This is a genomic window from Malaciobacter halophilus (assembly GCF_002837275.1).
GTDB lineage: Bacteria > Campylobacterota > Campylobacteria > Campylobacterales > Arcobacteraceae > Malaciobacter > Malaciobacter halophilus.
In genome coordinates, this window is record NZ_NXIF01000036.1 from 14,455 (window position 1) to 40,413 (window position 25,959).

The 25,959-nt window shown below is 26.8% G+C and carries 26 protein-coding genes; 14 read left to right on the forward strand and 12 right to left on the reverse strand.

All coding sequences use genetic code 11. The features are described 5' to 3' along the window. From trpD to lptB, 3 genes are read left to right on the forward strand one after another with little or no spacing between them, the layout of a single operon-like run. On the forward strand, window positions 1–984 hold the full coding sequence (trpD, locus tag CP960_RS09535; RefSeq protein ID WP_101185185.1) for an anthranilate phosphoribosyltransferase: 984 nt from the start codon (window positions 1–3) through the stop codon (window positions 982–984). Between the two features lie 11 nt (window positions 985–995). Further along, a complete protein-coding gene (gene tsaE / locus CP960_RS09540) occupies window positions 996–1,415 on the forward strand; it encodes a tRNA (adenosine(37)-N6)-threonylcarbamoyltransferase complex ATPase subunit type 1 TsaE (protein ID WP_101185186.1) in 420 nt (139 codons plus the stop codon). Then, entirely contained in the window at window positions 1,408–2,130 is a 723-nt protein-coding gene (lptB, locus tag CP960_RS09545; protein ID WP_101185187.1) for an LPS export ABC transporter ATP-binding protein, read from the forward strand. The genes tsaE and lptB overlap by 8 nt, the downstream gene beginning before the upstream one ends. Here the strand turns inward: lptB and CP960_RS09550 are convergent. The 4 genes from CP960_RS09550 to CP960_RS09565 form a co-directional block, all read right to left on the reverse strand. Next, entirely contained in the window at window positions 2,127–3,452 is a 1,326-nt protein-coding gene (locus tag CP960_RS09550) for a GGDEF domain-containing response regulator (protein WP_101185188.1), read from the reverse strand. The genes lptB and CP960_RS09550 overlap by 4 nt on opposite strands. Then, the gene (locus CP960_RS09555; RefSeq protein ID WP_101185189.1) at window positions 3,445–5,427 is read right to left on the reverse strand and encodes a bifunctional diguanylate cyclase/phosphodiesterase; all 1,983 of its coding nucleotides are present in this window, start codon (window positions 5,425–5,427) and stop codon (window positions 3,445–3,447) included. The genes CP960_RS09550 and CP960_RS09555 overlap by 8 nt, the downstream gene beginning before the upstream one ends. A gap of 95 nt (window positions 5,428–5,522) precedes the next feature. After that, window positions 5,523–6,248 (reverse strand): 3-deoxy-manno-octulosonate cytidylyltransferase, encoded by a 726-nt coding sequence (gene kdsB, locus CP960_RS09560; RefSeq protein WP_101185190.1) that lies wholly within the window; start codon window positions 6,246–6,248, stop codon window positions 5,523–5,525. 9 nt (window positions 6,249–6,257) lie between these two features. After that, window positions 6,258–7,724 (reverse strand): PAS domain-containing sensor histidine kinase, encoded by a 1,467-nt coding sequence (locus tag CP960_RS09565; RefSeq protein ID WP_101185191.1) that lies wholly within the window; start codon window positions 7,722–7,724, stop codon window positions 6,258–6,260. A gap of 65 nt (window positions 7,725–7,789) precedes the next feature. On the opposite strand from CP960_RS09565, the gene polA reads away from it, so the two are divergent. The 5 genes from polA to CP960_RS09590 all read left to right on the forward strand — a co-directional run bounded on the left by polA (window position 7,790) and on the right by CP960_RS09590 (window position 13,013). Beyond that, window positions 7,790–10,471 (forward strand): DNA polymerase I, encoded by a 2,682-nt coding sequence (polA, locus tag CP960_RS09570; RefSeq protein WP_101185192.1) that lies wholly within the window; start codon window positions 7,790–7,792, stop codon window positions 10,469–10,471. Between the two features lie 103 nt (window positions 10,472–10,574). Then, complete coding sequence (locus CP960_RS09575; RefSeq protein WP_101185193.1) at window positions 10,575–11,276, forward strand: response regulator transcription factor; 702 nt, start codon at window positions 10,575–10,577, stop codon at window positions 11,274–11,276. A 15-nt stretch (window positions 11,277–11,291) separates the two neighbouring features. Continuing rightward, the gene (locus CP960_RS09580) at window positions 11,292–11,483 is read left to right on the forward strand and encodes a hypothetical protein (protein ID WP_101185194.1); all 192 of its coding nucleotides are present in this window, start codon (window positions 11,292–11,294) and stop codon (window positions 11,481–11,483) included. Further along, complete coding sequence (locus tag CP960_RS09585) at window positions 11,483–11,743, forward strand: DUF2116 family Zn-ribbon domain-containing protein (RefSeq protein ID WP_101185195.1); 261 nt, start codon at window positions 11,483–11,485, stop codon at window positions 11,741–11,743. The genes CP960_RS09580 and CP960_RS09585 overlap by 1 nt, the downstream gene beginning before the upstream one ends. Then, window positions 11,721–13,013 carry a PAS domain-containing protein gene (locus CP960_RS09590; RefSeq protein ID WP_101185196.1) on the forward strand — a complete coding sequence of 431 codons (1,293 nt, stop codon included), beginning with the start codon at window positions 11,721–11,723 and terminating at the stop codon, window positions 13,011–13,013. Before CP960_RS09585 ends, CP960_RS09590 begins: the two co-directional genes overlap by 23 nt. Here CP960_RS09590 and lgt read toward each other — a convergent pair. From lgt to argF, 4 genes are all read right to left on the reverse strand, one after another. Further along, window positions 13,003–13,821 carry a prolipoprotein diacylglyceryl transferase gene (gene lgt / locus CP960_RS09595; protein WP_101185197.1) on the reverse strand — a complete coding sequence of 273 codons (819 nt, stop codon included), beginning with the start codon at window positions 13,819–13,821 and terminating at the stop codon, window positions 13,003–13,005. The two genes, CP960_RS09590 and lgt, sit on opposite strands and share 11 nt — an antisense overlap. A gap of 3 nt (window positions 13,822–13,824) precedes the next feature. After that, the gene (locus tag CP960_RS09600; RefSeq protein WP_101185198.1) at window positions 13,825–15,120 is read right to left on the reverse strand and encodes a (Fe-S)-binding protein; all 1,296 of its coding nucleotides are present in this window, start codon (window positions 15,118–15,120) and stop codon (window positions 13,825–13,827) included. 127 nt (window positions 15,121–15,247) lie between these two features. Next, complete coding sequence (hemN, locus tag CP960_RS09605; protein WP_101185199.1) at window positions 15,248–16,615, reverse strand: oxygen-independent coproporphyrinogen III oxidase; 1,368 nt, start codon at window positions 16,613–16,615, stop codon at window positions 15,248–15,250. A gap of 1 nt (window position 16,616) precedes the next feature. Beyond that, window positions 16,617–17,543, reverse strand: coding sequence for an ornithine carbamoyltransferase (gene argF / locus CP960_RS09610; RefSeq protein ID WP_101185200.1), 927 nt, complete (start codon window positions 17,541–17,543; stop codon window positions 16,617–16,619). 216 nt (window positions 17,544–17,759) lie between these two features. On the opposite strand from argF, the gene CP960_RS09615 reads away from it, so the two are divergent. The 3 genes from CP960_RS09615 to CP960_RS09620 are packed head-to-tail and all read left to right on the forward strand — an operon-like array spanning window position 17,760 to window position 20,666. Continuing rightward, window positions 17,760–19,883, forward strand: a complete 2,124-nt coding sequence (locus CP960_RS09615; RefSeq protein WP_101185201.1) for a ribonucleoside triphosphate reductase — start codon at window positions 17,760–17,762, stop codon at window positions 19,881–19,883. Further along, window positions 19,853–20,014, forward strand: a complete 162-nt coding sequence (gene nrdD, locus CP960_RS14060; protein WP_114815559.1) for an anaerobic ribonucleoside-triphosphate reductase — start codon at window positions 19,853–19,855, stop codon at window positions 20,012–20,014. The genes CP960_RS09615 and nrdD overlap by 31 nt, the downstream gene beginning before the upstream one ends. Further along, a complete protein-coding gene (locus tag CP960_RS09620) occupies window positions 19,968–20,666 on the forward strand; it encodes an anaerobic ribonucleoside-triphosphate reductase activating protein (protein WP_101185202.1) in 699 nt (232 codons plus the stop codon). Before nrdD ends, CP960_RS09620 begins: the two co-directional genes overlap by 47 nt. Here CP960_RS09620 and CP960_RS09625 read toward each other — a convergent pair. Then, on the reverse strand, window positions 20,643–21,329 hold the full coding sequence (locus CP960_RS09625; protein WP_101185203.1) for a response regulator transcription factor: 687 nt from the start codon (window positions 21,327–21,329) through the stop codon (window positions 20,643–20,645). The genes CP960_RS09620 and CP960_RS09625 overlap by 24 nt on opposite strands. Window positions 21,330–21,544: 215 nt before the next feature. On the opposite strand from CP960_RS09625, the gene gshB reads away from it, so the two are divergent. Further along, a complete protein-coding gene (gshB, locus tag CP960_RS09630) occupies window positions 21,545–22,576 on the forward strand; it encodes a glutathione synthase (RefSeq protein ID WP_101185204.1) in 1,032 nt (343 codons plus the stop codon). A gap of 6 nt (window positions 22,577–22,582) precedes the next feature. Beyond that, a complete protein-coding gene (locus tag CP960_RS09635) occupies window positions 22,583–22,804 on the forward strand; it encodes a hypothetical protein (protein WP_101185205.1) in 222 nt (73 codons plus the stop codon). Window positions 22,805–22,814: 10 nt separating this feature from the next. Here the strand turns inward: CP960_RS09635 and CP960_RS09640 are convergent, their stop codons facing one another. From CP960_RS09640 to hemB, 3 genes are all read right to left on the reverse strand, one after another. Further along, a complete protein-coding gene (locus CP960_RS09640) occupies window positions 22,815–22,994 on the reverse strand; it encodes a hypothetical protein (protein WP_101185206.1) in 180 nt (59 codons plus the stop codon). 75 nt (window positions 22,995–23,069) lie between these two features. Further along, the gene (locus CP960_RS09645) at window positions 23,070–24,284 is read right to left on the reverse strand and encodes a PAS domain-containing sensor histidine kinase (protein ID WP_101185207.1); all 1,215 of its coding nucleotides are present in this window, start codon (window positions 24,282–24,284) and stop codon (window positions 23,070–23,072) included. A gap of 2 nt (window positions 24,285–24,286) precedes the next feature. Beyond that, window positions 24,287–25,261: a porphobilinogen synthase gene (hemB, locus tag CP960_RS09650; protein ID WP_101185208.1), complete on the reverse strand. Its 975-nt coding sequence runs from the start codon at window positions 25,259–25,261 to the stop codon at window positions 24,287–24,289. 121 nt (window positions 25,262–25,382) lie between these two features. Here hemB and ribA point away from each other — a divergent pair, with 121 nt between their 5' ends. Continuing rightward, window positions 25,383–25,958 (forward strand): GTP cyclohydrolase II, encoded by a 576-nt coding sequence (ribA, locus tag CP960_RS09655; RefSeq protein ID WP_101185209.1) that lies wholly within the window; start codon window positions 25,383–25,385, stop codon window positions 25,956–25,958. Window position 25,959: the final 1 nt, after the last annotated feature.

Genomic DNA, 25,959 nt, shown 5'->3' on the forward strand with positions numbered 1-25,959 from the left:
ATGTTTAATAAGGCAAAATTGAAGTTTGATGATATTTTTGAAAATAGGCTAAGTCATGAAGAAGTAAGAGAGTATTTAGTTGAACTGTATGAAAGGGGAGAAACAGTTGAAGAAATCTCAGGAGCAGTAAGTGCAATGAGAGAGCATTTAATTGCTTTACCTGCTGATAAACAAATGTGCCAAGAAGCTATTGATATTGTAGGAACAGGTGGAGATAAAAGTTATAGTTTTAATATTTCAAGTACAGTATCTATGCTTTTATCTGCAAGTGGTTCTTATGTGGCAAAACATGGAAATAGAAGTGTTACAAGTAAATCAGGAAGTTCAGATATGCTAGAAGCATTAGGGTTTAATTTAGACCTTAGTTTAGAAAAAAGTGCTCAAATGTTTGAGGAAACAGGTTTTGTTTTTATGCATGCAGCTAATCATCATCCTGCCATGAAATATGTTACTCCAATTAGAAAATCTATTAATCATAGAACAATTTTTAATTTAATAGGTCCTTTATCTAATCCTGCTTTTGTAAAAAAACATTTATTAGGAGTTTTCCCAAAAGAGTTAATAGGAAAGATTACAGAAGCATTAAATGTTTTAGAATCAAAAAAAGCTATGGTAGTTAGTTCTAATGATGGAATGGATGAAATATCAATTTCTGACATTACATTTGCTAATTTTTTAGAAAATGGAAAAATTAGTGAATTTATAATTGACCCTCAAGAACTAGGATTTAATCTTTCACCAAAAGAGTCTATTATTGGAGGTGATGCTAAAGAAAATGCAGTTATTACTAGAGGTATCTTATGCAATGAAATAAAAGATTCAAGATTAGATATTACATTAATAAATGCAGCAGCAGCTTTGATTGTAGATGATAAAGCTAGAGATATGAAAGAGGGAATTGAAATAGCAAGAAGTACTATTGAAAGTGGTAAGGCAAAACAAAAACTTGAGCAATTAATAAAAGTTTCAAATGCTTTAGCATAAGGAAAAGTAGTTTGCAAGAAAGATTAGAATTAAACTTAGAACAAATAGATAAACTTATAACTTTGTTAGAAGAAAAAATAAAACAAAAAGGTGATTGTGTTGTTTTACTAAGAGGTGATTTAGCAAGTGGTAAAACAACTTTAGTTAAAAATTTTGTAAAAAATAAATCAAGTGAAGATTTAGTAACTTCACCTACTTTTTCTATTCAAACTGTTTACTCAAATAATATATATCATTATGATGTTTATAATAAAGGCTTAGAAGAGTTTATCTCTTTAGGACTTTTAGAAGAGTTTGAAAAAAAAGGCGTGCACTTTGTAGAGTGGGGTGATAAAAGATTAGAAGAGCTACTTCTTTCATATGGTTTTAACGTAATTACTATTGAAATTGAAAAAACAGAAAATAAAAGGCAATATATAATTCATGCATAAGCTAGAGATAAAAGATATAACAAAAAAAATAAAAAAGACTCAAATTTTACATGGAATCTCTTTAAATATAAGAAGTGGAGAGATTGTAGGTCTATTAGGTCCTAATGGAGCTGGTAAAACTACTACATTTTATACAGTATGTGGGTTAGTTAAACCAACAAGTGGAGAAGTTTTTTTTGATGATATAAATATTACAAATCTTCCTTTACATCAAAGAGCATTAAAAGGAATAGGTTATTTACCTCAAGAGTCATCAATTTTCAAAGATTTAAGTGTAGAAGATAATCTTTTTTTAGCAGCTGAAGTTGTAACTGACAATAAAGATGAACAACACAGAAGAGTAGAAGAGCTTCTTGAGGTTTTTAATATTGAACCAATTAGAAAAAGAAAAGGTATCTCTTTATCAGGTGGTGAAAGAAGAAGAACAGAAATAGCACGAGCTTTAGTATCAAAACCTAAATTTTTACTTCTTGATGAACCTTTTGCTGGAGTTGATCCTATTGCTGTAAAAGATATTCAAGAGATAATTCATCAATTAACTTTAAGAGGAATAGGGGTTTTAATTACAGACCATAATGTAAGAGAGACTTTACAAATTTGTCATAGAGCATATGTAATGAAAAGTGGAAGTTTATTAGCTTCTGGAAAAAGCGAAGAGATAAAAAGTGATGGGAGTGTTAGAGAACACTACTTAGGAGAAGATTTTAACTTCTAAGCAGTGTAAGAAATAACTCTATTTCTTCCCTCTTTTTTTGCTTTGTATAAAGCCATATCAGCTTTTTTTATAAACTCTTCTTCATTATCACCTTCATGAAGAGTTGTTACTCCAAAACTTGCAGTAATTGATTTAGGAATTTCATCAGATTTAAAATCTTCTATTGCAAGTCTTATCTTTTCTGCAACTTTAATAGCTCCTTGAATATTTGTTTCAGGAAGTAAAACTAAAAACTCTTCTCCTCCCCATCTAACAACGGTATCATGCTCTCTTACACTTTTTGTAACAATATTTGCAATAAACTTAAGTACTTCATCTCCAATATTATGACCAAACTCATCATTAAAGTTTTTAAAAAAATCAATGTCAAAAAGTATTAAAGATAAATCATTTTCATATCTTTTATCTCTTCTTATCTCTTTTCCAAAGATTTCATGAAATTTTTGTCTATTAAAAAGTCCAGTTAATAAATCATGACTTGCTTGATACTCTAAAAGATTTGATTTCTCTTTTAATTCAGTAATATCAGTTAAGGATATTACAAAGTGTTCTCCATTGTGTTCATAATCATCAATATTTACTGTAAAAACTCTATCTATATCTTTATTATTAGCTATTTTAACAACTCTATCAACTTCATTTAAGTTTTGTAAATATTCAATCCAAGTTATATCTTTGCCCTCTAAAGTTTCAAGACTAAAAAAACCTCTTTCTTTTTTAAATAGTTTTGATACACATGAATGTTGTTTTAAAAACTCTTCTAAACTGTTTGTTTTAAAAAACTCTAAAAATTTCTTATTTACATTTGTTATTATATTTGAGCTACTAACAAATACTATATTATCTTGGGCATCCAAAATTGATTTTATTTTTTGAATACCTTCTTCAACTTTTTCTTCTAAAGATAGATTTACCTCTTCTAATTGACGTCTTAAAAAGATTGGTTCAACAGCTTTTATCATACTTTCAATTAATTGGTATAAATCAATAGGTTTCATAGCATATGCACTAACACCTACATCAATAGCTTTTTTTAAAAAATTAGGATCATTATGTGCACTTGTAATTACAATAGGAATCTCTGGACTTTTTTGTTTTATCTCTGCACACATTTCAAGACCACCCATCTTAGGCATATTTATATCAGTTACAATTAAATCAATATCTTGATTTTGCTCAAACTTTTCTAATCCTTCTTTTCCATCTTTTGCAACAATTATCTCTTTTACAATTGCTTTTATTGTTTTTCCAGTAAACTCTCTTACATCATTTTCATCTTCAACGTATAAAACTTTTATATTTTGTAGTATCTCTTTATTCATTTTTAGCCTTAGTTGAGTTGTTTATTTGTGGTGTTTCTTTTGGTGCAGAAAAGTAGTATCCTTGTGAATAATCTGCTCCTAAATCTTTTACTGTATTGAAAATATCCTCATTTTCTACATACTCTGCAATAGTTTTTAATCCTAAATTCTTTGCAAACTCTATTATTGTTTTTGTTATCTTATAAGAGTTTTTATCAACTACTACATTTTTAATAATTGAAGCATCAATTTTTAAATAATCAACATTCATTTTTAAAATATGTTCAAAATTTGAATATCCTGAACCAAAATCATCAATAGCAACTTTACACCCAAGATTTTTTATTTCATCAATAAACTTTATAAGTATATCGTAATTTTTTACACTTTCATCTTCTAAAATTTCAAAAACTACTTTGTTTTTTACATTATACTTTTTTAATTTTTTTCTTACATATTCAATAAATTTTGGGTCTTCAATATCTTCATATGAGATATTTATTGAAAACTCATAATCAAGTTTATCAAACTTTTTAAATGCTTTATCTAAAACAATTTTTGTTATTTTTGTGTATTGATTAGATTTCTTTGAAATATCTAAGAAAAAGAAAGGAGAGATTACTTTGTCTTCATCAATCATTCTAACTAAACACTCATATTTGTCAATTTGCATTGTTTTATTATTAATTAAAGGCTGATAATATACAATTATCTGGTCATTTGTAAGAGCATTTTTCAGTTTTTTAGTCCATTTCATATTGTTTTCATACTCTTGTAAATTGTCTAGCTGGTCATAAAACACTAGATAATCTTTATTGTCTTTTTTTGCAGCTTGTAAAGCCAAATCTGCAGTGATTAGTTTGTTGTTTTTAGTAGAAAAAGATATGCCTGCTTTTACTCTTGTATCAATTTCATATTGTTCATATGAAAAAACTTCTTTATATATCTTATCAATAATATTTTTAATAGCCATCAAAAAGTCATTTTTAGTAATATTCTCTCCTGTAATACAGTATGTATCTGAAGGAAACTTGTACAGTCTAATTTTTTTAAAATCTTTAATTACCTCATCAATTAAAAAAGATACTTGTTTTAATACCCAATCTCCTACTTTATTACCAAAAAAATCATTTATCTCCTTAAAAGAGTTAATATCAATAATTGCAAGTGAATTTATATCTATTTTTTCATGTTGTAGTTCATCAATTAATTTTGCTCTATTTGGTTTCTTTGTCAAATTATCTGTATATAAAAGATTTATTAGTTCATTTTTATACTCTATTTCATGGGTGATATCATCTAAAAAAATCAAATAATTTTTATCTTGTTTTAAATAGTTTGCTTGAATCTTATATATCTTCTCTTTTGTTTTTGTTTTTATTAATACTTTTGATTCATTTTGTTTATTTAGCTGTTCAAGCCAATTGCAATTTTTATCTTCAAAAAGATAACCTTGCTTTTTTTCAAAAAGATTAGCTACTTTTTTATACTTTTTATTTAACTCATCAAGAGTTTGTATTCCCATAACTTTAAAGAAATTTTTATTGGCAAAAAGAAAACTATCCTTATTTGTCAAAAAAATTGGAGTTGCAATATTATTTAAAATAATTGAAGAGAACTCTTTTTGTTTTATAAGCTCTTTCTCTTTTTCTCTAATTTTTACATAATGATTTATTTTAAATATTAATTTATTAAAAAATAGTGGTTTATATATAAAATCAAATACTTCAATACTATAAGCTACATCAAGATTTTGTGTATTTTGTATTATAAATATTACATCAATATCATTATTTAAACACTCTTTTGCAATCTTTATAGAGTTATTTAAATCTATATTAATAATAAGCAGATTTAAATCCATTTTTTTAGATAAAATTTCTTGCTCATCAAGCGTAAAATGTAGATTTAAATTTGATAATTCTTTTGTAGTTTTATTTCTTAGTTTTTTATCTTCAATAATTTCACTATCTGCTATTAAAACATCAAAGTGCATTAAGTACCTTATACTTTAAAATTACAGTTATTATATAAAAATACTCTTTAAAGTTATATTATCTATAAAATATGGCACTTAATGCATCAATATTGTTATTTTTTGAAGATTTTAAGAGCATTTTCCAAGTCTTCTTGAGTGTCAATTCCAAATGACCTAGATTCAACTTCTACCATAGAAATATTATACCCACTGTCAATTGCTCTTAATTGTTCTAGCTTTTCTATTTTTTCTAATTTTGAAGAGTTTAAAGAACAAAATTTATTTAAGCTTTTTTTAGTAAAACCATAAATTCCTAAATGACCATTGTAATTTGAGTTTTCATAATGATCTCTATGATATGGAATTTTTGCTCTTGAAAAGTATATAGCATTACTATTCTCATCTAAGACTACTTTCACATGATTAGGGTCATCTGCTAAATTTGAACTAATTTTTTTATAACAGCTTACAATCATTGTATCTTCATTGTTTTGTTTTACTTCTTTTACTCTATTTATTACTGCTTTTACAACTTCTGGCTCAATAAAAGGTTCATCTGCTTGAACATTTACAACTATTTCATCTTCTGGTAAATTAAGTTTATTAACTGCTTCATTTATTCTATCTGTTCCACTTTGATGACTATTTGAAGTTAACACAGCTTCAAACCCATGTGTTTTTGCCAAATCAAGTACTTCTAGTGAATCAGTAGCAATTACTACATTATCTAGTGCACTAACTTGCACAGCTGTTTTTATCACCATTGGAAGACCTAATATATCTACTAAAATTTTATTTTCAAATCTACTTGAGTTTAATCTTGCTGGAATTATAATCATTTTTTTCCTTTATATTGGTAGTGCTATTTTAAAAGTAGCACCGCTATTGTGATTTTTTACACTTATTTTTCCCATTAAGTGCATTTCTGTAATAATTTTACATGTATATAGTCCAAGTCCAACACCATGTTTAGACTCTTTTGTGGAGAAATATGGCTCAAAGATTTTATCAATAATATCATCTTTTATGCCTCCTGCATTATCACTTATTTCAAAATATATAGTATTATTTAAACAGTAACATGTAAGTTTTATTACACCATTTTTAATCTTATTTCTAAATATAGCCTCTTTTGCATTTACTAATATATTTACTAAAATTGTAGTTAATTCATTTTTATATGTGTTAAATACTGGTATATCTGTTACATCTTTTATAAAATCAATATCTTTTGATTCCGGGTCTTTTTTAAATATCTCTATTGCTTTTAAAACTACATCTTTTGCAATAACTTCTTCTTTTTCACTTTTTACTTGAATAAAACTTTGAAACTCTTCGATTGTATCAGATAGTTTTTGAGCATCATCTTTTATCTCCTTTAAAGTTTGAGCAAATGCATCACTATTATTTAAACCAAGAGAGATATCAAGTTCTAGTTTTTGGGCTCTAATTGAGATAATATTTAGTGGTTGTCGCCATTCATGGGATAACATTTGTAGTGTTTCTGTCATTATTGCTAATTTTGATTGCTGAACTAATATATTGTCTTTTTGTACTACCTCTTTTTGTAAAGATTTTGTTTCAACATCAAGATTTATCTCATTTGTTATATCAAACATTAATGAAGTGTAACCAGTAATATCACCATATTTGTTATATGTTGGTTTTACTTTTGTATCAATCCAAAATATTGTACCATTTTTTCTTTTTGCTTTTATTCTTCCATTCCACTCTTTAGAATTTTTAATTGAAGTTAAAATTTCACTAAAGATTCTATCATCTTCATCTGCTGATTTAATTATTGTATGGTGCTTATTTAAAAGCTCCTCTTCTTTGTATCCACTTAATGTTTGAAAAGCTAAACTAGTGTGTGTTATAAGTCCATCAATATTTACGTGATTTGAAGCAACATAACTATCTAAAATTTGGTCATCTGAAATCTCTTTTGTAATATCTTTAGTATTAATTACAAAAAGTTTTTTATTTAACATAGTTGATAGAGTAATTTTTAAATAGACTTTTTGTTTATCTTTTCTAATACATACAATATTTATATCTGATTCGTATCTATTTTTTAAATTTTTTTTCATTAGCTCAATAAATGCTCTTTTATAATCTTCTTGTATAAAGCTAATGAAATTTTTATCTTTTAATTCCTCTTTTTTATATCCTAAGATTGGGACAAAAGCATTATTAAAATATATAAATTTTCCACTAAAATCAATAATTCCTATTCCATCCCAAGAATTATTTATTATCTCTTTTAGTTCATCATTACTTCTTTTAAGCTTAGTAATATCGTACTCTTCTGACATATAAAACCTTATTTTTAGTATTGATATTATATTATAAAAACTTTAAAAATTTATAAGTAGGTAATATGAAGAAAACAATAACAGTTATAGATACATTCGGGTTTTTATTTAGAAGTTATTATGCACTTCCTCCTTTAAAATCAAAACAAGGTTTTCCAACTGGATTATTAACAGGATTTATGAATTTTATTGCAAACATAGGAAAAGATTTTCATACTGATTATTTAGTATTTGCTTTAGATTCAAAGGGTGATACTTTTAGAAATGAGATTTATAGTGAATATAAAGCTCACAGACCAGATGTTCCAGAAGATCTTTTAAAACAACTTCCTGTTGCGATTGATTGGATTGAAAAAATGGGCTTTCAAACAGCTTCAAGAGTAGGTTTTGAAGCAGATGATATTATAGCTTCTATTGCCCATGATGCAAAAACAAAAGATTTGGAAGTAAGAATAGTAAGTCATGATAAAGATTTATATCAATTAATTGATGATGATACAATCTATTTATTTGACCCAATAAAAAAAACAGTAATAAATGAAGATAAATGTCTTGAAAAATATGGAGTTTCTCCAAAGCAGTTTACTGATTATCAAGCACTATTAGGTGATAGTGCAGATAATGTACCTGGAGTTAAAGGTGTAGGTGCAAAAACTGCACAAGCATTAGTTAGTCAATATAATACAATTGAAAATATTTATGAGAATTTAGAAAATATTGAAAAAACAAGATGGAAAAACCTATTAGAAGCAAGTAAAGAGATGGCTTTTATTTCAAAAGAGCTCGTTACTTTAAAAGTAGATTGTCATGTACTTGATGAAATAGACAAATTTACTCTTCCAAAAGAAAACCCAATTTTAAAAATTGCAGATACTTTAGTTGAATATGATTTAAATAGAATTATTGATAGAGTAAATAAAGATGGTTTAAACTATAAAACAAAAATTCCTCAAAAAGAAGAGAAGCTTTTATTTGATTCAGTACTTCTTAATACAAAAGAAAAATTATTTGATGTATTAAACTCTATTAAAAAAGATTCTATTGTAGCTTTTGATACGGAAACTACTGATTTAGATACAAAAGATGCAAAAATAGTTGGTTTCTCATTTAGTTTTGAAGAAAATAAAGGTTACTATGTACCAATAGGACACTTCTATTTAGGTGTTTGTGAACAAATAAGTTTAGAAGATGCAAAAGAGGCTTTAATTAAATTAAATGAGTTTAACTTAGTTGCTCAAAACTTTAAATATGATTATGAAATAATAAAAGTTAATTTTGATTTACAGATGAATTTATACGCAGATACAATGATTATGTCTTGGCTTTTAAATCCAAGTTCAAAACTAGGACTTGATGCAAAAGCAAAAGAGTATTTTAATCATACAATGGTAGCTTTTAAAGATTTAGTAAAAAAAGGTGAAAACTTTTCTAGTGTTGAAGTTGAAAAAGCTTGCATATATGCAAGTGAAGATGCTGTTATTACTTTAAAACTATTTAATAAACTAAAACAGACTTTTAACTCTTTAAACTTGAATTATCTTTTTGAATTAGGACAAACATTAGAGTTTGAATTTACAAAAGTATTAGCTTATATGCAAGAGAATGGAATAAAAATAGATATTTCTATTTTAGAAGAATTAAAAGAAAAAAGTCTTAAACATTTACAAGAGTTAACTAACTCAATTTATGAGCTTGCACAGTGCGAATTTAATATTAACTCTCCTAAACAGTTAGGTGAAGTTCTTTTTGATAAACTTGGCTTAACAGCTTCTAAGAAGACTAAAAGTGGTTATAGTACAAATGAAATGGTTTTACAAAAACTCTATAAGGAACATAAAATAATTCCATTACTTTTAGATTACAGAGAATCACATAAATTGCAATCAACTTATATTGAGCCACTTTTAAACCTAGCTAAACAAAGAAATAATAGAAGGATATATACTTCATTTTTACAAACAGGCACGGCAACAGGAAGATTAAGTAGTAAAAATCCAAATCTTCAGAATATACCAGTTAAAAGTGAAGCTGGTGCATTAATAAGAAGTGCTTTTATTCCAAAAGAAGGTTTTAGTTTAGTTGGTATTGATTATTCACAAATAGAATTAAGACTACTTGCTCATTTTAGTGAAGATGAAGCTTTGCTTGAAGCATTTAATAATAATTTAGATATTCATAATCAAACAGCAATTAAAATATTTGGCAAAGAAGAAGCAAGCTCAAAAAGGGCAATTGCAAAATCAATTAACTTTGGATTAATTTATGGTATGGGAAGTAGAAAACTTGCAGATACTTTAGGTATAAAAACAAAAGAAGCAAAAAGTTATATTGAGTCATACTTTCAAGCTTTTAAAAGTGTAAAAGATTATTTAAAATCAATTGAAGATTCTATATTAGAAACGGGCTATGTGGAAACTTTATTGAAAAGAAGAAGAGTTTTTGATTTTGATAGTGCAAACGGTATGCAAAAGGCAGCCTTTTTAAGAGAAGGTGTAAATACTAAATTTCAAGGAAGTGCAGCAGACTTAATTAAGCTATCTATGCTTAAAATATGGCAAAAGTATAAAAATAATGATGACATAAAAATGCTTTTACAAATACATGATGAACTAATTTTTGAAATAAAAAATGAAAAAATAGAAGAAATAGGTGAGGACTTAGTTGAAATTATGGAGAACATTGTTGAACTAAAAATTCCTTTGAAAGTGTCAAAAAATATAGGAAAAAGTTGGCAAGAGTTAAAATAATAGAGAAAATGTAAATTTTATTTATTTATAAATAATTTTTCTTTGACAAATGTAATAAAATTTGCTATTATTTTAAACAAAAATTAATATCAAAGAGTAAAAGATGTTAAAAAATGAAAAAAATATAAGAAAACTTTACAATGCAAAGCTGCTTGTAATTAGTAATGATGACAATGTTAAAATAACAATCGAAAATGAATTTGATGATTATTTTAAAGAGCTAAAACTAGTTAGAGGTTCTAAAGAAGCTATTGATTTAGCTACTTCTAATAGTTTTGATTTGGTTATAATTGATACTAATGTAAAAGATTATAGTTTTGCGCAAATCTGTGCAGAGATTTCAAATAAAGCTACAAGCTTACCTAAAATTATTATTTCTGATGAAGAGAATAATGATGATATTGTAACTGCAATAAACTGTAGCGCATATACTTTTATGTCTAAACCATTAAGAGTGAAAGATGTAAAACTTGCAATTATTATGTGTTTGAACCAAACAAAAAGAGGCGATAAAATTGAGTTTCAAAATGGAATCTATTTTGATGAGTATAGAGACCAATTTTTTAGACCTGGTGGCGTGCTAATTGACTTTACTAGACTTGAAAAATCGTTTATAAAACTTCTAATTGAAAAACGTGGTGAAATTGTTGATTACGATACTATTAAAGATGTAGTATGGAAAGGTAAAAATATGTCTATTTATACAATGAGAAACATTGTAAATAAAATTAGACAAAAAACTTACTATGAAATAATTAAAAATCATTCAAATAAAGGTTATGTTTTGGAGGAGAATCAAAAGTAATTTTGAGCTAAACATATGGAAGAAAAAATACTTTCTAAGGAAGAACTAATTAAACTTTTCCAGGATGAAAAAATTATTGATACTGGAAAAGGCTGGATAATGGATGATAAAGAAGTTGAAATTATCGCTCTTCACGATATAGATCCAAAATTTCTTCAAGATGTAACAAATGCAAAATTTTATAAACTAATAGTTAAAGGAAATTGATGTCACACTGCCCATTTTGTAAGAAAAAGATTGCTATGAGCAAAGCTTTTTGCTCAAGAAGTTGTAAAGAGAACTATTTTCAACTTATTTCAATACAAGTACCAAAACCTTTTTTAAAAAGAATTTTTGTCTTCTGTAATCCTGAACAAAGAGAAAAAGAGATAGAAGAGTTTGCAAATAGACATGGATGGAGATTAGACCTTCTAAAAAATAAAATTGATGAACTAGCAATCGAATATGGGTACAGAGAAGAAAACTGATGACTCATTAGAGTTGGAGTTATTAAAAGAGAGTACACTTCTATTTATTGAAAATAATAAAGAAGTATTAGAAGAAGTAGCAGAATTTTTTAAAACATATTTTAAAGAAGTTTTAACTGCTTCAAATAAAGATGAAGCATTAGAACTTTATACAGATAAAACAAATAAGATTGATATAATATTAACTGACTTAGATTTAGATGATACTCAAGGCTTAGAATTACTTACAAAGATTAGAGAAATTTCATTAGATATTCCAATTGTTTTAACAACACAAAACTCAAATACACAAACTTTAGAAAAAGTTATTTGTTTAAAAATATCAAATTATATACTAAAACCAATTAAAAATATCACTACAATTAAAATATTAAATCAAATAATTGAAGAGAATTACAATAAAAGATTAGTAAATATTCAAAAAAGAGAATTAGAAGTATATAAAGATATATTAGACAAAGAAAACTTAGTAAGTGAAACAGATGTAGAAGGTGTTATTACTTATGCAAATGATATATTTTGTGAGGTTTCAGGATATACAAAAGATGAGTTAATAGGACAACCTCACAATATAGTAAGACACCCTGATAATTCATCAAAAATTTTTGAGACTCTTTGGGATACTATTAAATCTGGTGAAGTTTGGAAAGGAAAGATTAAAAATAGAGCAAAAGATGGTAGTTCATATTATGTGAAATCAACAATTTTTCCTATTTTCGACGAGAGTGGAGAAATAAAAAAATATGTAGCTAGTAGATTTTTAGTTACAGAAGATGAAGAAGAAAAACAAACATTAAAAAGATATATTCTTCAACAAAAATCACAAAAAGTAAAATATGAACAAGATTTAGAAAATAAGTATCAAGATATGCTAAAAGAAGCATTAGATGCAAAAGAGAGAAGTATTACATCTTTTGTAAGTGAACTTCAAAAAGAGATTAAAGTTCTTCGTTCTAGAATTAATGATGATAAAGGAAGAATTTTAAATTTAGAGCATAAATTAAGTGATTCTTATAAAAAAGCAGAAAAAGACCATGAGGACTTTTTAGAAAAACTTTCAAAAATGAGAACTACAACTAGAATAAGTTATGAAAGATATGAAAGATTTAAAAAACTAAATGAAAGTTTAAAAGAGAAGTTAGCTAAAGCTCAAGAATCAATAAAAGTATATCAAGAATACATTGAAGAGTATAGACATAAGATTGATGATTTAAATGATGTAATTAAATCTTATGAAGATGATAAGAAAAAAGCAGAAGCTAAGAAGTAGCTTTGCTTTTTTTTATTTTTATATAAATAAAAATTGATAATAATGCAAAAAATGATGATTGAAGCATTCCCATTGTTAACCAATCATCATATAAGAATCCTAGCTGTATATCTGGCTGTCTAAATATTTCTGCTACTATTCTTGCCACAGAGTATAAAACTCCATATAATAAAGCTAATTGTCCATCAAAGGATTTATATTTTCTAATAATAACTAAAATAATAAAAATTAAAAGACCCTCTAGTATTGCTTCATAAAGTTGAGATGGATGCCTTAATACACCATTTACATATATTCCCCAAGGAACATCTGTAACTCTTCCTACTAATTCTTGATTAAAAAAGTTTCCAATTCTTCCAAATATATATCCAGCTGAAACACCAATAACAGCAATATCTGCTAAGAAGAAAAATGATACTTTGTTTTTTTTACAAAATAGATATGAAGCTAAAATAAATCCAATAACAGCTCCGTGGTAACTCATTCCTGCAATTCCTGTAAACTCTCCATTTACAAATGGATTAAATATTTGCCAAGGATGTGTTAAATAATATATAGTATTTGGGTCATAAAAGATTATATATCCAAGTCTTGCACCTAATATCACACCAATTTCTGCCCACCAAATATATGAATCAAATGTATCTTGTTTAATAGGTATTTTATCATGTTTAATAAACCATTTTGCTACTATTATTGCACTTATTAAAGCTAAAGCATACATTATTCCATACCAATGTACTGCAATTTGTCCTATATTAAAAGCAACAGGGTCAAAAGTTGAATATATATTTTGCCAATACTGCATACTTTAATCTAATGCCTCTGCAATTAATTCAATAGGATTTTTAAATTCAACTTCATTAACTTTACCTTGATGTAAAGCATTTGTAAGTTGCATTCTACATGCTGAGCATTCAGCACTTACTACTTGTGCTTGTGTTTGTTTAATCATTGCAGCTTTTGGCAATCCAGCAGCTTTTGCAAACTCATATTTTTCTGTTTGCATAGTTACCCCACCAAAACCACAACATCTATTTGGGTCACTCATCTCTTTTATTACATAATTATTAGAGAGTAAATTTCTTGGTTCTTTCCATACTCCTTGCATCTTTTTAGCATGGCATGGATCATGATATGTAATAGTTTTTTCAAATTTTTTATTAGAGTTTTGTAGTAATTCATTTAACTTAGTATTATTTTCTAGCCATTTTGTAGCCATATATACTTTTTTAGCAATTTTACTAGCTCTTTCTTTCCATTGAGGTTGATTATGCAAATAGTGTTCCCAATCTTGGTTTATCATTGCACTACATGTTGCTTCTGGAATAACAATTGCATCAACATCATCAATCCAAGTTTCAAAGTATTCAATGTTCTTTTTTACTAAATAATCAACAGTATCAAAATCACCAGTAAAATAAGCAGGTGCACCACAACAAAGCTGTTTTTTAGGTATAAAAATATCTAAATCAAGCTTTTGTAATATTTTTACAAGTGAATCTCCTGTATTTGTATAAGTATAGTTACTCATGCACCCAATAAAGATTGCAACTCTATTTTTTTTGCCTTCTTCCTCTTTTTTATTTTTTGCATAGATATTTTCTGGATACTTTTTTAGAAAACTTTTACTATCTGCAAAAGGTAAGGCTCTATCTTTTTTAACTATTGGCAAAGAAAATCTTGGAAGTGCAGACTGTTTTTTTTCATCAAGCTTAAGTGCACATGTTTGAAACATCCATCCAAGTTTCGATAGAAAATCCATAGTTCTTCTATGTCTTAGAAGAAAAAAGAATAGTTTCTTATACCATGCAAGTCCATATTTTTTTGCAATATCACTTCTTACTTGTTCTATAATCATATCAGTAGGAAGATCATTTGGACAGGCTTCTACGCAGTTAGTACATAAAAAACAGCTTTCAAAAATGTCTTTTGCATTTTTATCAAGTTCAAGTTCATCTCTTTTGTAAGCACCTAATAAATCAATAAAACCCCTTGGACTTGTCGTCTCATCTTGATTTATATTGAAAATAGTACATACAGGTTTACATTTACCACACTTTACGCAATCATCACTTATTGTTGTATAATCAAATTTATTATTCACTTTTTATAAACCTTTTATTATTTAAAAAAATTATTATTTCATAAAAGAAGTTAATATACTAAAATATTAGTTAATATTTGATGAATTGTAGTAAAGAAAAAAGCTTTAATAAAGTAGATTTCTAAGACTAAATAGTCTTAGAAAATCTTCTTTTATTTTCAGGAACCTTTTTAAGATATGCATCAAATGGCATACAGATATTTCTTATTAGCATTGTTCCAGTAGGAGAAACTTGAATTTTTTCATCATTAATACATAAAAGTTCAGCTTCAATAAATTCATTAAGTTGTGGCAAGTCATGTTTAAAATACTCTTTAAAATTAATATCAAATTTTTTCTCAACTCTTGGAATATTTAATGAAAAATTACTCATAAGTTCCATAATTACAAATTGTCTAATTTCATCATCTTTGCTTAATTTATACCCTTTAAATGTAGGTAAAATTCCTTCATCTAAAGCTGTTTCATAAGATTTTAAATCTTTGTAGTTTTGTGCATAATAATCTACACCATTTCCAATTGATGTAAGACCAATTCCTATTAAATCTGCACCACCTTTAGTTGTATAACCTTGAAAATTTCTATGAAGTTCACCTTTTTCAATAGCTTTAAATAGCTCATCTTCTGGTTTTGCAAAGTGATCCATTCCTACCATTTTATAGCCATTTGTTGTAAAAAAATCAATTGTATCTTTTAAAATAACTAATTTTTCACTTGCAGGTGCAAATGTTGATTCATCAAATTTTCTCATAGTTTTCATAAGCCAAGGTACGTGAGCATAGTTAAATACTGCTAATCTATCTGGATTTAACTTTATTACTTGTTCTATTGTATTATGAAATGATTTAGCAGTTTGATGAGGAAGTCCATAAATTAAATCAATATTAATAGATTTAATCCCTGCATCTCTAGCTATTTGCATCACATTTTGTGTTGTTTCATAAGGTTGAATTCTATGAATAGTTTTTTGTACTTGTGGGTCAATATCTTGAACTCCAAAACTTAATCTATTAAATCCACCTTCTTTTAATGCATCCATGTGCTCTTTTGTAAAAAATCTTGGATCAACTTCACAAGATATTTCAGCATCATCACTAAAGTTTACAAAAGTTTGTTTCAACATAGAAATAACTTCTCTTAACTGTTCAGGAGAAAAAAACGTTGGAGTTCCTCCTCCAAAGTGCATTTGCGTTACAACTCTTGAAGTATTTAAATGTTTTTTTAATATTTCAAGCTCTTTTTTTAAATATTGTAAATATCTTACTTTTTTGTCCTCTTTAGATGTAAAAATTACATTACATCCACAAAAATAACAGGCACTTCTACAAAAAGGAAGATGTATATATAAAGATAAGTTTCTATTATCATCTTGATTTTTGTAAAACTCTATTAAATCTTTGTGAGTAAACTCTTCACTAAATTCTGGAGCCGTTGGATATGAAGTATATCGTGGTCCAGGTCTTGAATATTTTTCAAATTTTTTAAAATCTATCATACTATTTATCTCTTTGTTTATCTAGCCAAACCATTACACCTTTTTGTGCATGTAGTCTGTTTTCTGCTTCTTGGAAAATTAGACTTTGTGGTCCTTCTATAACATCTTCGCTTACTTCATAACCTCTATATGCAGGTAAACAGTGAAGGAATATTGCATTTTCATGGGCTAATTTCATCATCTCATTATCTACAATATAACCATCAAAATCTTTTACTCTTTTCTCTTTTTCATCTTCTTGTCCCATTGATACCCAAGTATCAGTTGTAACAACAGTTGAACCTTCTACTGCTTCTTTTGGATTATTTGAAATAACTATTTTTGCACCTGAGTTTTTAGCTTCATTTAAAGCATTTTCTAAAATTGTATTATCTACTTCATAACCCTTTGGTGTTGCAATTCTTAATTCAAACCCTAATTTTGCAGCCATATTTAACCATGAATGAGCCATGTTATTACCATCACCAATATACGCAACAACTAAGTCTTTATCTAAGCCTGCTTCTTGTATAGTCATATAATCAGCCATCAATTGAACTGGGTGAAATTCATTTGTTAATCCATTGATTACGGGAACTTTTGAGTATTTTGCAAACTCTTCTAGTTTAGATTGTTCAAATGTTCTAATCATAACCATATCAACCATTCTTGAAATAACTCTACTTGTATCACTCATAGGTTCGCCTCTACCTAATTGAATATCATTAGATGATAAAAATAGTCCTACTCCACCTAATTGATAGATACCAGTTTCAAAACTAACTCTTGTTCTTGTACTACTTTTTTCAAAAATCATTCCAAGTGTTTGTTTTGGCATATACTCTTTAAAAACTCTATTTTTTGTTTCTGTTTTTATCTCTTTTGCAAGATTTAGAATCTCTAAAATCTCATCTTTTGTATAATCTGCTAATGTTAAAAAATGTCTCATATTATTTACCTTTATAATGTAAAGCAAATATTATATATAAGTTGTGTTTATTTGTTTCTTAATTAACTTTTTAGAAAAATTTTTTTTTAAAAAAAACTCTTTCAAAGTATGAATAAAACGCTACAAAGCCCGTGAAATAACACTTTAGTGACTTTTGATGTTATTGCTATTTAAGAGATACTGTCTTAAAATTCCACATATTAAAAAGGAATGAAAATGATAAAAGAAGTATTAAAAAGAGATGGAACAACCAAAGAGTTTCATAGTTTTAAAATTGAAGATGCAATCAAAAAAGCATTTAAAAGTGTAAATACAAAATATGATAAAACAATTTTTTTTAATGTATTAGAACTTTTAGAGCAAAAAAGAGTGATTGCAGTAGAAGATATTCAAGACTCAATAGAAAAAGAACTTTACAAAGCTAGATATTTTGAAGTAATGAAATCTTTTATGCTTTATAGACATATGCATAAAATGCAAAGAGAGCATGTTTTAGGGCTAGATAAAGATACAACTTATATCAACTGTACTCAAACTATTCAAGAGTATATTAATAAAACTGATTGGAGAATTAATGCAAACTCTAATACAGGGTATTCTCATGCGGGTTTAATTAATAATAGTGCAGGAAAAGTAATTGCAAACTATTGGCTAGATAAAATTTACTCAAAAGAAGAGGGGTACGCCCATAGAAATGCCGATTATCATATTCATGACTTAGATTGCTTAAGTGGATATTGCGCGGGTTGGAGTTTAAGAGTATTATTAGATGAAGGTTTTAATGGTGTAAGAGGTAGAGTTGAGAGTAATGCCCCAAACCATTTTAGAGAAGCTTTAGGACAAATGGCAAACTTTTTAGGAATACTACAAAGTGAGTGGGCTGGTGCACAAGCATTTTCTTCTTTTGATACATATTTAGCACCTTATGTATTTAAAGATAAGCTATCTTTTTCAGAAGTTAAAAAAAATATTAGAAGTTTTATTTATAATTTGAATGTTCCTGCAAGATGGGGACAAAGTCCTTTTACAAATGTAACTATTGATTGGACTGTACCTGAAGATTTAAAAGATCAAATTCCAACAAAGAAGCAAGTACACCTTTTAAAAGATTTTTATGATGAAGACTTGTATGAAGCAATTAAACAAAAAGGTTATACAAGCTTTGAAGAGTTAACATATAAAGATTTCCAAAAACAGATGAATATGATAAATAAAGCATATTATGAAGTTATGACAGAAGGTGATAAAACAGGACAACCTTTTACCTTCCCAATTCCAACGGTAAATATTACTGAAGATTTTGATTGGTATGGTGAAAATACTGATATATTATTTGAAAATAGTGCCAAAATTGGAAGTTCATATTTTCAAAATTTTATTGGTAGCCAATACATAAGAGATGAAAATGGAAATTTGGTTCCAAATGAAAAAGCTTATAAACCTGGGCATGTAAGAAGTATGTGTTGTAGATTGCAATTAGACTTAAGAGAACTTCTTAAAAGAGGTGGAGGTCTTTTTGGTAGTGCTGAAATGACTGGAAGTATAGGTGTAGTTACTATAAATATGGCAAGATTAGGGTATGTTTATAAAAATGACAAAGAGGGACTTTATGAAAGATTAGATGAGTTGATGCAACTTGCAAAATCTACATTAGAAAAGAAAAGAGAGTTTATACAAACACTATATGATAGAGGACTTTTCCCTTATACTAAAAGATATTTACATCATTTTAATAACCATTTTTCTACTATTGGGATTAATGGTGTAAATGAAATGATTAAAAACTTTTTTGATTTAAAAGAGGATATTTCATCTCAAACTGGTATGCAGTTTGCCCATGAAATTTTAGACCATATGAGAGAAAGAATGGTAGAGTTTCAAGAACAAACAGGAAATTTATATAATTTAGAAGCTACACCAGCTGAAGGTACAACATATAGATTTGCAAAAGAAGATAAAAAGAGATTTAAAGATATTGTTCAAGCAGGGTTTGATAAAAATATTTATTATACAAACTCTTCTCAATTACCAGCAGATTTTACAGATGATATTTTTGAAGCATTAGATTTACAAGATGAGTTACAATGCAAATATACAGGTGGAACAGTACTTCACTTATATATGAGAGAAAGAGTAAGTTCAGCGGAAGCTTGTAGAAAGTTGATTAAAAATGTAATATCAAACTACAAGTTACCTTATATAACAGTTACTCCAGTTTTCTCTGTATGTCCAACACATGGATATATAAGTGGAGAATTTGAGTATTGTCCAAAATGTGATGAAGAAATTTTAAAAAAGGAGTTAGAAGAATGGAAAGTTACAGAATACCAAAACATTTAGAGGATAAAAGAACAAAGTGTGTTGTTTACACAAGAGTAATGGGTTATCACAGACCAGTAGAAAGTTTTAATATAGGAAAAAAAGGTGAGCATAAACAAAGAGTTAAATTTATCGAAAAAAATAATATATGATATTACTCGGTTTACAACTTTAGATTATAAAGACAATTTATCTTGTATTGTATGGTTTATATCATGCAATATGAGATGTCAATACTGTTATAATAGTGATATTGTTTTATCTAAAGAAGGAAATTATGAGATTAAAGAATTATTTAGTTTTTTAGAGAAAAGAGTAGGGCTTTTAGATGCTGTTGTTTTAAGTGGTGGTGAAGCTACTATGCATAATCTTGAGCCAATTTGTAAACAAATTAAATCAATGGGATTTAAAATTAAACTTGATACAAATGGAACAAATCAAAAACTTTTAAAAACTTTAATAGACAATGGGTATATTGATTATATTGCATTGGATTTTAAAGCACCTAAAAATAAGTTTGAAGATATAACTAAAACAAAACAGTATGAAAAGTTTATAGCTAGTTTAGAGTATTTAATCAAAACAAATTTTGATTTTGAAACTAGAGTGACTTTACATGAAGATTTACTAGATGAAAATGATATAAATGAAATAATTGATGTTTTAATAGACAAAGGCTACAATAATAGCCTTTATATCCAAAATTTTTTAGATGTTCCAAACTTTGGAAATTTAAGTGAGTCTAAAAAATATATAAACAAAGATTTAATAAGTGATAAATTAAATATTGTTTGGAGAAATTAAATATCCTTGACCTGAAATATTTTTTATTAAAGTTTTAGAAGTTTTTGCTCTAAATCTTTTAATAAATGTTCTTAATCTCTCATCTGTTGCTTCTTCTTTTTCCCATAAAGTATCTTTAATTTTTTCAATTGAAACTATATTGGGATGATTTTTAATTAGTAAATATAAAAAATCTTTTTCTCTTTTTGTTAAACTTACAATTTTATCTTCTTTATCAAAAAGATTAAATTTATTCTTATCAAAATATAATTCATCAGATAGTCTTACAACTCTTTTTTTATCTAATTTTATTGCTAAAGTTTCAAGATATGTTAATACTTCATCTGGATCAAATGGTTTAATAAAATATTTTGTAATCCCTATATCAATTGCATTTAGTAGCTTTTCTTTTTCTGAAAAAGCACTAAGTACTATAACAGGAATATTCTCATCAAACTCTTTAATTTTCTTAGTCATTGCTAAACCATCGAGTTTTGGCATCATAATATCTGTAATTACAATATCTGGCTTTATTGATTTTACTTTTTCTAGTCCTTCTTCTCCATCTTTTGCAAGTGTAAAGCTAAAAAAATAATCTCCTATTGCATCTTTTAAAAGTTTTGCAATATTTGGTTCATCTTCTACAAGTAGAACTTTAAACTCTTTTAATATGTTTTCTGACACAGATATCTCCTAATTTAATTGGTAATTAAAACAAAATTATAGAATTTTTTTTTAAAAATGAGATAAAAGTAAAAAATAACAAAAACTTATAGGCATAAAATAACTTGAAATAAAGCTCAATTTATGGTACTTTATAACTAAATAGAAAAATTTTATAGAATAGTTTTAAAAAATAGACTATAATACTATTATTGATTTCACACAAAGAGGATAAAATGCACGTAGGTTTTATTATTGAACACTGGGATAATATTGAACCTTTAAAAAGTTCTACAATATTGATTATTAAAGAGTGTATTAAAAGAGGACATAAAGTTTCAGTGCTTTATACAAATAATTTAACTGTAAGAAATAATATTGTTCATGGTTTTATTCAAACAATAAAAGAGATGGATAAGATTCCTGATAATATTGTATCTTTTTATAAAAAAGTTGATTTTGAAAAAAAGTTAACATCTCTTCATGCTTTTGATTGCATAATGTTAAGAAAAGACCCACCTATTAATCCATTGGTGCTAAATTTTTTAGATGCAATAAAAGATGAAACAGTTATTATAAATGATGTAGATGGAATAAGAAAAGCAAATAATAAATTATATACAACAACTTTTCACGACCCAAATAATAGTTTTTTGCCAGTAACTCATGTATCAGGAAGTAAAAAATATATTAATAAAATTATTGAAGATTCTCCTGATGAGAAACTAATTTTAAAACCATTAGATGGTTCTGGAGGAAAAGGTGTAATTGTATTAGAAAAAAATGCAAAATCAAATATAAACTCACTTTTAGATTTTTATGTAGATAAATCAGGAGATAAATATGTTATTCTTCAAGAGTACATAAAAGGTGCAGAAAATGGTGATGTTAGAGTTCTAATGTTAAATGGAAAATTTATTGGAGCATATAATAGAAAACCAGCACAAGGAGAAATAAGAGCAAATATACAAGCTGGTGGAACGGCACATAAATATGAACTTACTGATAGTCAAAAGAAAGTATGTAGAAAAATAGGTACTAAGTTGTTAGCAGATGGTTTGTATTTTGTTGGGTTAGATATGATTGGTGATAAAATATTAGAAGTAAATGTTCTAAATCCTGGTGGTATTACAAATATTAATAGATTAAATAAATTAAAACTTCATCAAAATGTAGTGGATTTTTTAGAAGAAAAAGTTGATGAAAAAATAGAAAAGAGGGCAGAATTAGAGTATTTACTTAAAAGACTTAATGAACTTAGAGAGTAGTTTATTATGAATGCACAAATGAAAAACGAAACTGAAAAGTCAACATTACTTGCTGCTTTAGTTGTTGATTTGGTTAGGGTTATTAGAAACGAAAAAGATTTTCAAAAAGCAGCAAAAATTGTTATAGAAAATAATATAACTATGACAGAAATTGTAAGTCGTACTTTAAGGTTATCTGTTTTTGATATAGCAAAATTAAGTGATACAGTTATTGAATTAAAAAAGTAAGGTTATAACCTTACTTTTTCTCACAAATAGTTCTTATTTCATATTTTCCTGTTCTATAGTTTAAAGCTTTTTCTTGTTTAAACTTATAGCCTTTTTTAATACAATCATTTTTTGCTAATTTTGAAATATCTTGGCTACAACCTAAAAAAATAAATATACTTGTTAAGATTAAAAAAACTGTAGTTTTCATTATAGCCTCCTTCATATAATATAACTATACTATATGAAGGTAGCAAAATGGTGTCAGAAATAATTATAAATAATTTTAAAGTGGAATATTAATTGTAAATAGCAAACCTTTGTTACTATTCTTAGCAAATATTGTTCCATTTAAACTTTTTTCAATAATTAATTTTGACATAAAAAGTCCTAGTCCTGTGCCATTACTTTGATGTTTTGTTGTAAAATATGGTTCAAAAATCTTATCTAAAGTCTTTTCATCAACTCCCTTTGCATTATCACAAAAAGTAACTTGTGCAAAATTTGCCGACTCAATTTCAACTTCTTTGATACTAATATTTATCACTCTGTTTTCTATATTTTTTTTGTTAAATGCGTGTGCTGAGTTTTGTAAAAAATTAATAATAACTTGTGAAAATTCATTTGATACTCCAAAAACTTCAATATCTATATACTCTTTTTGTATTTGAATATTCTCTTTTTGGATAAGCTTTCTTGTGATATTTAAACTCTCATCAATTGAATTTTTTAAATTAAACTTCTGTTTTTCTTTATTAGGATTAAAAAAGTTTGAAAAGTCATCAATAGTTTGAGACATATTTGCAATAATCTCTTTGCTATCTTTGTAATACTTTTCAAGTTCATCAAACTCTTGTTTAGTTGCTGATTTTTTTAAATTAAATAGTGCAAGATTTAATTCTGTTAAAGGCTGTCTCCATTGATGAGCTATATTTGCTAACATCTGTCCTAAACTTGCCATTCTTGATTGCCAAAAAAGGATTTTTTGTTTTTGTTTATTTTTTTCTATTTCGCTTTTTACTCTTTGCTCTAAAGTTTGATTTAGCTCTTTTAACTGTTTTGTTTGTTCTTGAACTCTCATTTCTAAAGTTTTATTTAAAAGTTTTAACTCTTTATCTTTTTTTTCTAAATCTTTTTTTAGTTCAACTTCTTGTGTTACATCATAACGAATTGCAATAAACTCTTTTATATTTCCATCTTTATCAAGAATAGGTGTAATTGTAGTATTTAAGTAAACACTTCTTCCATCTTTTGTAAGGTTTTTAACAGTAGATTTGTAGGTTTTTTTGTTATGTTTTATTGTTTCCCAAAGATTTTTAAAGTGTTCACTAGGAATATCAGGGTGTCTTACGATATTGTGATTTTTCCCTAATAATTCCTCTTTTGAATAACCAGATATTTTACAAAACTCATCATTAACAAAAGTAATTATTCCATCAATATCTGTTTTTGATACAATATTACTATTTTCTATTGCTTCTTGATAAGTACTTTTAGGCATATTTAATTCTTATTTAAATATTCGCAAGCCTCTTTGGCATGATAAGTTATAATAATATCTGCACCAGCTCTTTTAAAACCTACTAGTGTTTCAATCATAACTTTTTCATAATCTACTAAACCTGCATTACCTGCATTTTTAAGCATTGCGTATTCACCACTTACATTATATGCACATAAAGGTAGATTTGAACTATTTCTTACATCTCTAATAATATCCATAAAAGCAAGTGCTGGCTTAACCATTAATATATCAGCTCCTTGTCTTTCATCTTCAAGTGATTCTTCAAGAGCTTCTAATCTGTTTGCAGAATTCATTTGATATGTTCTTCTATCTCCAAAAGAAGGAGTTGACTCAGCAACATCTCTAAATGGTCCATAATAAGCACTTGCAAATTTTGTAGAATAAGCCATGATTGGTAGATTTTCAAAACCATTTGCATCAAGAGTTGTTCTTAATACTTCAATAATACCATCCATCATACCACTAGGCGCAATCATATCAGCACCTGCTTTTGCATGAACTAAGGCTTGTTGTGCAGATAGCTCTAAAGTTTTATCATTGTCAACTGTTTTTGTAACAGGGTCTAAAATTCCACAATGTCCATGGTCTGTATATTCACAAAAACATAAATCAGTTGCAATAAACATATCTGGAAGTTTTTGTTTAATCGCTTTTATTGTTCTTGCTATAATACTTTCATCACAAAGACATTCGCTTCCAACAGAGTCTTTTACATCTGGAATACCAAAAAGAATAATAGATTTTAAACCAATTGAATAGATATATTCACACTCTTTTATTATTTCATCTATACTCATTTGAAATACACCAGGCATTGATTCAACTTCTGTTTTAATATTTGTACCTTCTTTTACAAATAATGGATAAATAAAATCATTTTTTGAAAGAGTATTCTCTTGAACCAGATTTCTTAAGTTTTCATTAATTCTTAATCTTCTAAATCTTTTAAACATTTTATACCTTTATTTATATCAAATTAAAAAAGAATCTAAATAAGTTACGTATATTTTTTCTATTTTAATTTGGTATTTGTTATAATCGTGGTTATTTTATCACTATAAGGTTTAAAGGCGAATGAATATACAACAATCAAATATTGCTAACCTACCTACAAAACATGGAAAATTTAAGATTAAAGCTTACAAAGATAATAATCAAGAGCATTTAGCAATAATGTCAACAGATTTTGAAAATTTAGAAGCTCCATATGTAAGGATACACTCAGAGTGTTTAACAGGAGATACATTAGGAAGTTTAAAATGTGATTGTCAAAATCAGCTAGAATTAGCATTAAAGTTTATATCAAAAGAGGGTGGCTTAATAATTTATCATCGACAGGAAGGAAGAAATATAGGGCTACTAAATAAAGTAAATGCTTATGCTTTACAAGATGCAGGAAGAAATACTATTGAAGCTAATTTAGAGTTAGGTTTCAAAGAAGATGAAAGAGATTATAAAGTTATAAAACATATTTTTGAAGATTTAAGCGTTAAAAAAGTAAAACTTATTACAAATAATCCTGAAAAAATCAATTATGTAGAGTCTTTAGGTGTTCAAATTATTGAAAGAATACCTGCAATTACAAGAGTTAATAAATACAATAAACACTATTTAGATACAAAAAAAGATAAGATGGGGCACCTTTTATAAA